General features: G+C 42.1%; 7 protein-coding genes. All 7 read right to left on the bottom strand.

Features of this window, described 5'->3' with window-relative positions; all coding sequences use genetic code 11:
• Positions 1 to 55: 55 nt before the first annotated feature.
• Positions 56 to 640: a TetR/AcrR family transcriptional regulator gene (locus MHH86_RS16205; RefSeq protein WP_232061372.1), complete on the bottom strand. Its 585-nt coding sequence runs from the start codon at positions 638 to 640 to the stop codon at positions 56 to 58.
• 294 nt (positions 641 to 934) lie between these two features.
• Entirely contained in the window at positions 935 to 1,693 is a 759-nt protein-coding gene (locus MHH86_RS16200; protein ID WP_076106682.1) for an ABC transporter permease, read from the bottom strand.
• The gene (locus tag MHH86_RS16195; RefSeq protein ID WP_326047211.1) at positions 1,690 to 2,463 is read right to left on the bottom strand and encodes an ABC transporter permease; all 774 of its coding nucleotides are present in this window, start codon (positions 2,461 to 2,463) and stop codon (positions 1,690 to 1,692) included. The genes MHH86_RS16200 and MHH86_RS16195 overlap by 4 nt, the downstream gene beginning before the upstream one ends.
• Positions 2,460 to 3,173: an ATP-binding cassette domain-containing protein gene (locus MHH86_RS16190; RefSeq protein ID WP_076223719.1), complete on the bottom strand. Its 714-nt coding sequence runs from the start codon at positions 3,171 to 3,173 to the stop codon at positions 2,460 to 2,462. The genes MHH86_RS16195 and MHH86_RS16190 overlap by 4 nt, the downstream gene beginning before the upstream one ends.
• 87 nt (positions 3,174 to 3,260) lie before the next feature.
• Positions 3,261 to 4,277, bottom strand: coding sequence for a HAMP domain-containing sensor histidine kinase (locus MHH86_RS16185; protein ID WP_342479360.1), 1,017 nt, complete (start codon positions 4,275 to 4,277; stop codon positions 3,261 to 3,263).
• Positions 4,274 to 4,951: a response regulator transcription factor gene (locus MHH86_RS16180; protein WP_076143631.1), complete on the bottom strand. Its 678-nt coding sequence runs from the start codon at positions 4,949 to 4,951 to the stop codon at positions 4,274 to 4,276. The genes MHH86_RS16185 and MHH86_RS16180 overlap by 4 nt, the downstream gene beginning before the upstream one ends.
• 200 nt (positions 4,952 to 5,151) lie before the next feature.
• Complete coding sequence (locus MHH86_RS16175) at positions 5,152 to 11,949, bottom strand: stalk domain-containing protein (RefSeq protein ID WP_076143633.1); 6,798 nt, start codon at positions 11,947 to 11,949, stop codon at positions 5,152 to 5,154.
• Positions 11,950 to 12,008: the final 59 nt, after the last annotated feature.

Here is a 12,008-nt window from a genome sequence, read left to right as displayed (position 1 = left end):
TCATAATATGGGAAACACGATAACGGAACGATCGTTCCGAAATAATTAAAAAAAATTAGATTCCTGCAATTACAAAGCTAATCATCTCTTTTGCACGTTCCGGGTGCTGATCTGCTTTGGCCATAATATTTATGCTTTGATGTAAATTCAGCAATAAATAAGATAACACTTTGATATCAGTCGTTTTATCAATTTCTCCCCGTTGCTGGCCCTTTTCTAAAAGGTCACAAAAAGCTTGCTCTAATTCCAAAAAACTAGTCTTTATCAACTCATTAATTTTTTCATCTGGCGACTCCAATGTTGTAGCTACATTCGTAACAAAACATCCGCCCGGCAGGCTGGTATCGTATGCTGAAGCAATGTGATACTCAAAAAATTGAAGAATTCCATCTCTAACGCTTGATGCCTGTTCAAGAATAGCCTGCTTATTGAAATTCCCCTTTTTATAATGCTCAAGGGCATCTGTATACAAGGTTTGCTTGTCGGAAAACGTATCGTAAAGGCTGGATCTGCTAATGCCCATCACTTCTAGTAAATCTGGTATGCTAGCCGCTTCGTATCCTTTTTTCCAAAACAATAGCATGGCTTGATGCAGCGCTTGATCTTTGTTAAATTCTTTTGTCCTAGCGATAAGTAACACCTCCCGTCATTGAAATATAACATATCTGAACTGATCAGTCCAGAAAAAAGTGAGCAGAACTTTCGCTCATGATTCTTTGCGATATTTGTACATTTATTTTCTATTATTAAAATCCTAGACTATGTCATTAATCCAGACTATTCTTTTGATTTATAAAATAAACGGACACTCATATTGGTGTCCGTTCTTAGATGAAATACTTATTCATTGAATTGCTCAAAAACATCTTTTATTCAAACATTAATGTTTGTTGCATATTGATCTAGTTAAATGATCATATCAGCTAGTTCAGAGTTAGGCATCTCGTTTACGGTAAAGTACAATGGCTGCTGTAATAAAGACCAGTGTCCATAACATGGAAATACCTGTCCCTTCCATTGGTGTAAGGACATTTATTTCATCGGAGGAAGGCGGCATAAACATATAATAACCTGCTGTATCTGGAAAAAAATATTTAGTATTGTGTAGAAAATCTTTCGACAATGGACTGACAATGAAGTAATAGCCAAGCAGTACCACTAAAGCAGGAGTAGTTCGTCTTAATAAAGCACCTATAGCTGCACTGAGAAGTGTGGTTAAAGTTAGATAGCCTGTTGCACCTGCTAATGATTTTATCATTTCGTCTATTTCAATCACTACTGCTGTGTCTTTCATCATGATAAAGGTATATAGCACACCTGATGCAGTAGTAATAGACGCCGCAGGAATGGTTATAATGGCCAAGGCCAAATACTTCGTGGATAATTGAAACCCTCGCCAAGGTATCGTAGTTAAAGTAGTTCGAATCTGTCCCCCTGTATACTCCGAACAAGTAGTTAATATACCAAGAATAATAAACCCTGCTTGAAGATATCCCATAGAAGAAAGTCCTGTATTCAGTATATTTTGCGTTCCTGCTGCCTCTTGTAGATCAACAGAAGTAAAAGCTGCGGCTAAACCTAAATTAAGTATGAATGTAACCATAAGAGTGAGCCCTATCAATGGTAATGTAACTAATTTATCCAGTTCAGCACCAAGGATTTGTGTTATCTTTCTACTAGATGAGACACTCATGCTGCAACGTCCCTCCTATGGAATACAATAGCTGCAACAATGAAAACAACGACTACCCAGGCAAACATGACTAAACCGCCTGTGAAGGGGGTGTGAAACCTGTCGAATAAACTGCCTGTTGACGTGTTGTCCGTAAACATAAACATTTCAGCGCCAGCCCTATCTGGTAAGTAAAACGCCAACTTTGTAACCCTATATAACAGGACACTAAATGATACAACGGATGAATTTATTATGAGCACTGCAAGCGGGATGATGCCATTCTTAGTTAGCAAAGTAATTCCAAGTGCTAAAAGAGCAGTGAATGTCCAGTAACAAATGGCACCGATAAGTCTGGACCATTCAAATGCAGGGGCATATTCACCAAGAATAAGATGCGTTACAGACACAGTTGTCATAATAGCAACAATACAAAGCAGTATGCTGATCACAGTCACAGCGCCTGCTTTTGCCAGCAAAAAATGAAGACGGGATGAAACAACTGTTAAACTCGTTGTAATCTGTTGTCCTCCACCTGATTCACTGCTCTCTGTCAAATACTCACTGCTGACAGCAAGCACACCAAGAATAATAACACCTTGCACACCAAGAGCTAACCCGATATAGCCAACTTCCGATAGCCGTGTGCTAATTCCAGCTATAATCTCCTCTTTTTGTGCTATGCTGTCCAAAGCAGCAATGGCCGCTGGAGCAAATGCTCCAATAAGTAAGGCTAGCCAAATGCCTGGCAGGGAGATCAATTTAGATAGTTCCGCGTTGAATGCCCTCATACAACATCACCTGCATTTTCAGATGTCAGGGCAAAAAAGGCTTCCTCCAGCGTGGAATAGTTACCTATTACTTCTTCCAAAGTTCCATCTGCAACGATGGTTCCATGCTTAATAATCACCACATCATCAACGGTCTCTGCAAGCTCTCCCATTAGATGACTGGATAATAACACCGTATTTCCAGACTTAGCACGTTCACGTAAAAATGTCCGAATCCAACGAATTCCTTCTGGGTCGAGCCCGTTTACGGGCTCATCTAAAATCAATATTTTTGGATCACCAAGCAGCGCAGCTGCAATTCCAAGTCTTCTCCCCATACCAAGAGAATACTTCCCAACTCTTTTTCCAGCGGCATTAGTAAGACCTACTATTTCCAAAACTTCCTCGACACGTGAGTTAGACAATCCTGCGGCACGAGCAATCCAACGCAAGTGTGCCCGTCCTGTTCGCATACGATGAGCTCCAAATCCATCAAGTGCGGCACCTACTGTTGCTAGAGGATTATGTAGTTCTGCGAATGGCTTTCCATTGATTAGCGCACTCCCTGAGGTGGCACGATCTAACCCAAGCAGGATACGAAGCGTAGAGCTTTTACCTGCCCCATTTGGACCTAAAAAACCAGTTACTCTACCAGGTCTAGCTTTAAAACTGATACCTGATAAGATTTCCCCAGTTCCGCGATGTTTGACTAAGTTATTAATTGTAAGCAACCATAACACTTCCCTTCTGTTATGGTTCTAATTATAAAGAAGCAAAGTTACATCTCGGTTATCCTGCTATTTACTTCTGGGTTAACTTTAGGTTAAGCTCTCTCTACCAATAGCTACTCTTGTGCCATTTTCATTTGATGTAAAGTCAGCTTTCAGTTTCATTTTTTTTAACATATAATTTGAAGTCGATAAACCAATCCCCGCCCCACGCTCATAGGATGAGTTATCCATACCTGGACCTCTGTCTGCAACAATGATCTGTTCTTTTTCTACATCAACCCCAATGCTTACATATTTCCCCTCTGCTGCATGTCGAAGAATATTCTGAAATAAATTATCAAGAACCCGTGTCATCCATTTAGGATCTACTTCCCAATAAAAAGTCGCCTCTGTCGGTAAATCAACCTCGATCTGGATTTCTTTTTCTTCAAATACAGGATACCACGCAGCAACAGATGCTCTTACTAAACGTCCAATATCTGTTGAAATGGGCTCAAAAGGATGTTTTCCTGATGTAAGCAATGTATAGGAAAGTAAATCATCCATTAGATCTCCGACTCTAGTAATCGTATGGTTCATCTCTGATAATGAGTTTTGTCCTTCTAGACTCAATGATTCTTTATTTAATCGGGTGACATGTCCTCTCAAAATGGTAAGCGGTGTTCGTAAGTCGTGAGATAAATTCGCGATGAGTCGATGTCGTAACAATTCCTCTTCATGTTCTCGCTTGCGACTGTCTTCAAGCTGTTGAATCATCCAATTAAAAGAACTGCCTAACTGGTCTATTTCATCCATACGATCACTTTGAACAACTATTGGTTTAGGAAATGAATTATGATTAGCGGAAAATGACATGACATCCTGTAAGCGGTTAAGACGTTTACGAAGTCTCAAGAAGAAAATCCAAGAGATTACCACAAATGCGACAATAATAAAACCAAACAAAAGAAGTACAACGTAAAAATAATTTAACTTATTCAGCTCTTCTTCATTAAAAGGAGACTCAATGAACGCAGATAAGAAAATAAGTATGATCGGAGGTAAAAAGATAAATAGAAAATGTCCTTTTAGAAAACGACGAAATAATGATTTAGTCTGTTTCATAGTTTCACCCGATAGCCTATTCCCTTCAACGTTTCAATAATCTCTGGGGAGTCTGGATGACGTTCCAGCTTTTGACGCAGTCGATGAATATGTACCATTAATGTTTTATCACCTGTGATATAAGCTTCTTCCCAAATGGCTTCATAAATTTGTTCTTTTGGTAAAACTTGATTAGGGTGGCGTAAGAAGTACATCAAAATATGATGTTGTTTCCCTGTCAATATAATTTCTTCTCCTGTGTGTTTGTCAAATACCATTTGAACTTCTGGATCTACTTCAATATATTTCCCTAATGAAATACGTTCGGAATGTGTTCCGCCCTTTCGACGGATTAGTACTTCTAATCTAGCAACTAATTCATCCGTATGGAATGGTTTCGTTAAATAGTCATCAGCAAATTGTAACCCTTCTACCTTATCATCTATCGATGTTCGAGCAGTTAACAGCAAAATAGGAACAGCAGGAGCTGCCTTTTTTAATCGTTTTCCCACAGTAAATCCATCTAAACCGGGTAACATGATATCCAAAATAACGATTTCATGCTGATTCACTTCTTTTTCAGCTCCTTCACCAGAAAGGAGCCATTGTACTGAAAATCCTCGTTGTTCCAATTCTTCCTTTACCCAACTGCCTATCTTCTCATTATCTTCAATATATAACACGTTTCTTTTCAAGTAACTTCCCTCTCTCTAAATCGAGTTCACTATTAGACAGATTAACACAATCTAAAGAATTGTTTCCAGTTAAGACAATTATATAGTTCGTGCGGACTTTCACTGCCAAGTTATCGTCCATGCCTGGCGCACACTAGAAAACCCTCTAACATACAGTGCATGTTAGAGGGTTTCGTGCGTAGCTGCTAATTTTAGGAATACTACTTCATGATACTAATAGATTTCGAAGTATTATCGAAGAATATATTTGCACCAAAATACTCAGCAATGAAACGTAATGGGATCATAGTACGACCGTTTACAAGTTCAGCTGCTACATCCATTCCTGGTGCAAGTTCACCGATCTTAATCGACAAAGTCTGACCTTTCAAGGTAATCATTACGGTTTTCATAACGTTATCCCAGCTTACATTTGCTCCTAAGCTCTCAGCAACGAAGCGCAGTGGCACTAACGTTCTGCCTTTAACTACCATCGAAGCAACATCCATACTCATTTCGATTCCGTTTAATTTATACCCTGTCTTCCCTAAAGTGAATTCCAATTTCACAGGTTCAGGCTTGGTTGTAACGAAGATATAGCCTAGTCCTTTTGCCTTGAAGGTAAATTTACCTGTCTCATGGTCATAGTTGCCGCCTAAACGTTCCATATTACCGTTCAATCGAAGCATGACACCGCATAACATGCTAAGATCGTTCGTCGACAACTTCTCTTTTGACAGATCGAAGATTACGGGTATAAGCCCTGTATAATCCGTTACTTCCCGGCCATCCGCGAAGATCTTCAATTCATATCCCCGCCCTATAGCTCCGTCTCTTTCATCTACAGGTTTAATAACAACCTTCATCCGCTTTCCTGTATTCAATTGCTTCAACAATTCAGCGGACAATTCAACAGATAAGGTGTCATTCGTAACGATTAGCGGTTTGTCAGCTTTAATAATCGCACCGATCGTATCGCTTTGAATCTCAAGCTCATCTTTTCCGGCTGACATCGTCAATTCAATGGAATTGCCCTTCTTCAGCTTCTCTTTGATTGTAGCATCAATACGCTCCGCTACTGATAACTCTGGCGAAGGAGTCGGCGTACTGCTGTGGCCATTTGAATTGCCGCCATTGTTATTGCCATTATTGCCACCACTGTCATTTGTAGTAATTACAATAGTTAACTCTATCGTATCCATGCCAGCATGATTGGAAGCCGTAATATTGAATTTGTAAGTTCCCGCTTCAGTAGGCACGCCTGAAATAACACCCGTAGCTCCTTCTAAATTCAACCCAAAAGGTAAATAATTATCGCTTACTGTCCAAGTAATCGGTTCGTCGCCGTATACTGCTAATGTTACCGTATACGGTTGTCCAACTTTGCCGTTTGGCAAATTCTTAGTGATAATCTCCGGAGCTGTAACAACTGGCTTATCCTCTTTAATCTCGATGCTCAATACTCGCTCATCTATACCAAAGTCATTCGTTGCTGCAACCGTGAATTCGTAATATCCTGTCTCTTGAGGTGTACCCGAAATAACGCCTGTTGCTTCATCTAGGTTCAAATCTACTGGCAAATCTCCTCCCTGGACCTTCCAAGTAATCGGTTCGCTGCCATATACCGCTAGTGTTACCGTATACGGTTGTCCAACTTTTCCGCTTGGCAAATTCTTAGTGATAATCCCCGGAGCTGTGTCAACTGAGACATCTTTAGTGATCACTATATTGAACGGTTTTGTGTCACTGCCTGCGTCATTATTTGCTTGAACTTTGAACGTAAATTGACCCCACTGATCCGGTGTACCAGAGATAACACCTGCACCTTCATCCAAGCTCAATCCTGATGGTAATTGTCCCTCTACAACGGCCCATTTGATAGGCTTATCGCCTTCAGTCGTAAGAACTGCCGAATAAGGTTGTCCGACCTTGCCATCCGCAAGCGAATTCGTCGTAATCGTTGGTGCCGTACCTGCGTCTTCAACCCATTTCGCATATAATCCAATATCCCTTGTAACAGGATCAGCAACGAAATCCCAGGCATCGTTTAATCCTGCATCTTGATACCAACCGCCGAAAACAGTTTCTTCTTTTGTCGGCGCTGTTGGCTCGGTAATTGTCTCGCCCAGATCAGCGAACTTCATCGCAACTTCGCTGCCACCATTGGAATCAAAAGTTACCGCATAAGGGTTGTGTGCGCCGATGGAAGGCGTTCTGCCGCTAAGTGGATTGCCAAAGAAGTCTGTTCTCTCCGTCATATGAGGCAGAGCGTTCGCGCGATCCACATATGGGCTTACAATCTCAGCACCTGCACCATAGGCCAGGTTATTACCGTCAGCAAGACGGAACCCGTTCATCGCACTGTAATCAAGTTTGGCATCCACTGTTCCGCTGTTGGTAATCCAATGTTCCGGCGCAGATTTATAATCATTTAATATAGAATTTAGTTCCTCTTCCGTTACATAGCGGTTGTCTGTTGCTGTTACGCCTGCACCTAGATATCCGCCTCCACCTGCGTTCATGCTGCCAAAAAGATTAGCCGGATATACAATGTTGTTTGTAAACCGTCCGGTTGCAAATGGAGCTGATGTTCCCCCGCCTTTCAGACCAACCTGGTTGTTTGCCCCAGTGTAGGCAAATATATTATTTTGGAAATAAATGTGCAAGTTGGAGGCTGTTGGGTCAAATACTAACGAACTGCTATTCTTCAATGGTGTGACGATAACATTGTTATAGTATAAGCCACTTAATTCCTCGCTCGTTGAAGAACCTCCTGCAAGCAATATTAGACTGTTAAAACTCTTGTTAAAATCCGGGCTGCGGCCGTCGTTCACGCTAATATTATAGCGAACGATATTGCCCTTGGCAGCGTTCATCTGTAAGTACCAACCACCATAGTTATTTCGGCTGTAATTGTATTCATACACATTGTCCTGACAATAGTTGTCAATGTCCCAAGCCATACCGTCATTACTTGCATGATAAGGGTTATCCACAGCTTCATTATAGCGGAAGATGGTGCCTTTACTTGCCATAATCCACGCTGCTGCATAGTTTTGCGAACCTAGATATGTTGGTGTTGTATTATTTGGACCCCAGTTCGTAACCAGATTGCCGCTCTTATCGCTTAAATAGCTATAACCGTTGTCTGTGACCACATTTCGTTCCACAAGGGAGTTGTTCCCGCCGGACATGACAATGCCATCTCCAACCGAACTAGAAACCCAGTTGTTTCTAAACACAGCGTTGGATGCCCAAGGGTAGCTTGAGTTACTCCAAGTAATGCCTGTGTTATTAGTCCCTGGATTGCTTGGCCCGTAGGCATTATTGCGAATACCTTCGTTATCACAACGAAGGGTTTTGTTGCTTTCAACCAATATATCTACATAACCATTAATAATGATGCCGCCGGATACCTTACTTGCTCCATTTGCTTGGTGCAGCCCATTAACATCATGAACATAGTTATCTCGAATGACGATTCCTTGCATACGAGCATCAGCATAATCTTGAATATTAAACTGTCCTTGTCCCAGCTTGGAAATCCGTGACATTACAGCGATACCGGAACGGCCGTCACCTGCCGCATTGCCGATGTTCGTTACTTCAATTCCACTGACAATCCAATAGTTAACGTCATATAACTCAATGGTACCGTTTAAGGAAATGCCAGATGGGCTCGACGCTGTTCCTCCACCATTAATTACCGGGCGTTGATTAGGGTCGGTCGTATTATATTTTGTAAGCGTAATCGGATTTCCTTCCTCACCATTGCCACGCAGTCTGATTTGTTCATTCCATACGCTATTCGCATCCAGATAAATGGTTGAACCTGGCATAAATACATATTCATTAATTTTGGAGATTGATTTCCATGCTGTAGCCGGTGTGCGTCCATCTGCATGATCGTCACCGTTATTGGAGAAATAATAATCACGGACTTCAAGGGGTACAATGTTCAACTCGAATGTGATTTCGGCAGGATACAGATCAAGTCTAACGGTATATTTCCCCGGCACGATATTATTTCTTGCGAATGATTCTTTGTTAATTTTCAATACATTACCGCTAACCGTATAATCCACATCCCGCTGCAGTGTTACAGCGCCGATCTCCACTCCAGCTAGATCTGCTAAATCAGGATTTACGGTGATATTATAGTCGTCCAGACCCATAACATATGTGCTGTCTTCCAAGTGGCTATACTCTTTGGGCAAAAGCTTTAGCGTAATAGAAGATGTTCCGGTTTGGGCTGTTATTCCACTATCGATAACATATACGTCATCGATAAAGTGCCTGTTCTGTATATCCTTAACCGTTCCAGCCTTGTTGCCCCAGTTCGTAGCAAGCTGCAATGCATCGATCTTGGAAATATTGTTCTTAACTAGGGTATCAAAATTTCCGCCAGCTGTTGATTGCCTTTGAATGTCTTGTCCGTCAATTTTATAGGTTGTTCCTGTTGATGTAACGAACCATTGAAATTTATGCCAGCCTTCACTTCGCTTGACATCTACAGGATAGAATCTCCCGGATGAACCGGGTCTGACTGCGTAATTGGTCAGATTTGCCGTCCAGTCACCATCTCCATTGCCATAATTTATTGCGATATGTTCATTGGACGATGGGGTTAAGCCAAAGACAGCGTGGTCATTGGAAGCCGCTCTGCCATCATCATAGTACCAAGCAGTAACGATTGTTGTCTTACCGGTTGCAGGGGCGTAATTATAGGTACCTGGAACAGTCGCCACCTGACCGGCGCCGCTTGATGTCGCGGCCTTTCCTCCGGTACGGGACATCACATCGCTGTGAATATATCCGTTCGCACCATTTGAAAATTTCTTCTCCCCTTCAAATCCATCGTAAAATTTAGTGTCAGCCTTATTGAAGTAATCAACGCTCACATGTACAGTAACTTCTTCGTTCCCTGTCGGAATATAACCTTTCTTAACCGTCACGAATCCGGCATCATCAACTTCAATCTTATTCTTGTCTTGATCCGCCGGACTGAAGCTGATGTTATCAGCAACGAACACATCAGCTGTGTCAACCATTAACCGCGTTCTATCTCCTGCCCGTAATGTATCGTTCTGGCGAATTAGCGCAATGTTCGCTGAATATTGTGCACTCTCCCCTGATTCATCAGAGTCCAAGAATCGTGACGTTGCGTTGCCGTTTGCCTTTACTTTAAAGGTATCGTTTAAAGTCGGAGACAAAGCCGTATCATTGCTTGTCGCTGCAATCGGGCTTCCATTAACCACTCCATTACTGAAGAGTTGAACCGAATAGGCAGATGCGTTAGCGACGCGATCCCATGTAGCGTATGTGCCGTTCCATCTGGCATTTGCCGGTGTAGGCAATTTCTCGATTTTCAATATTCCGGATGCTGCAACTTCTTCACTGATATCTCCCGCATTATTTATGACAATAGCTGTAACAGTGTAGTTGCCCACTCCCAGTGCCCTTGCATAGGGCAGAACATGATGCCTTTCATGATTGTTAGGCTGGTCGGGCCCCCCATTTTTCGATAAATAATAACCAACAGGTCCACCGTCTTTGAACAGCGTTACAAGGGTATCGCCGTAATTGGAAGCGCCATTATAAATACCCGTATCCGAGTCAAGCGTTGGATTAATTGGTGCATTTACCTGCGTATTGGTGGTTATCAACAACGGTACAGCATGGGATTTCACCACAACTCCCTCTGCCGAGGAGACTTCGCAATAATAAAAATTGCCTTGTTGTGAAGCTGCGTCCACATTGGAAAGTGTTAATACTGCCTTATCAGCTCCGCTGACTTTTGTCCCGCTCAAGCCAGTCTCGTCATCAGATACATACCATTGATAAGCAGTAGCAGCGGCTGATGCCGTAATGCTAAATGTTGCTGTCTCACTTTGTTTCACTTCTGCCCTTGTTGGCTGAGTGATTATTTCTAAATTTGGCAATCCGCCGGGAGGTACCAAATTCACTGTTAATGTTCTGGTACCTGTTGTTGTAGCCACATCTTTTACAACATAAAAATCGTCAATTAGATGTTTATTTTTAATATAAGCTTTGTTCCCTGACTGGCTATTCCATCCTCCAGCTATTTTAGGCTGAATGGTTGTACCGCTTTTCATAGCTTTGTAAATATCACTTTGCGCTGAATCGGATATTAATGTTCCGTCTATTTGTAACGTCGCACCATTCGGTGTAATAAGCCACTCGAATTTATGCCAGCCTGTGGAACGTAAAGCCCCGCTATCTTTCCAACGGTTGCCTGCTGTACCCGCTGATGATGGTGCATAAGCCCAAGTATATTTCGTCGGGTTATGAATAACATCAGCCTCTGAACTTTGATAGAATGTCCCGGCAAAGGTGGCATTTTTGCCATCTACAATAGCAAATTGCGTTCTATCCGTCGCAGTCTTCTCCTCATTAGGATACGGGTCAAAATACCATGCCGTCATCTTATAATTGCTGCCAGCCGGCAATGCCACGTCTTGGGCTACCTTTTCATTATTCGTATCATCCGAAGGTGTAATCGCTTTCAATCCAGAGCGGGACTGTGCATCGGACAGCGTGAAGGACGAGCCTAATTTGCTCATAGATGTCATCGGACCATTGTTGTTCTCGAAGTCCTCCATGAATAACACTTCTGAGTCAGGGTAATAACCTGCCGTTGCCGTGATTGTCACCGGGACGCCCGGGGCACCTGGCGACGCAAATGTATAACCGTTAGATAAAGTAATGTTACCCTGATTATTAACAGTTAAAAGATGCGAATTGCTGGAATCATAACTTACCTCGTCAATAACCGGTCCTTTAACCAGACTGCTTAAAGGCGAACCTTTATAGGAAAGATTTATCCTGCCTGCCTGACCTGCGGCTTGTGTCAATTCTAGTACAACGGAGTCAAAAGATTCGCCCCCTCCCGCAGCTGATACTTCAGATGAAGGCGCCAAGCCGAACAGACCAGGGAATGCCAACGTTGTTGCCGTAACTATCGACAAAGCTTTTTGCATCCATTTCGATCGTATCATTCCAAAATTTCCTCCCTTTGAAATTAATAAATTTATACTTTATAAAAAATCTGTATCTG

This window comes from Paenibacillus sp. FSL F4-0097 (assembly GCF_038593125.1).
Lineage (GTDB): Bacteria > Bacillota > Bacilli > Paenibacillales > Paenibacillaceae > Paenibacillus_AQ > Paenibacillus_AQ odorifer.
Note: the sequence above shows the minus strand (reverse complement) of the source record. Positions and strands in the feature narration are given on the sequence as shown.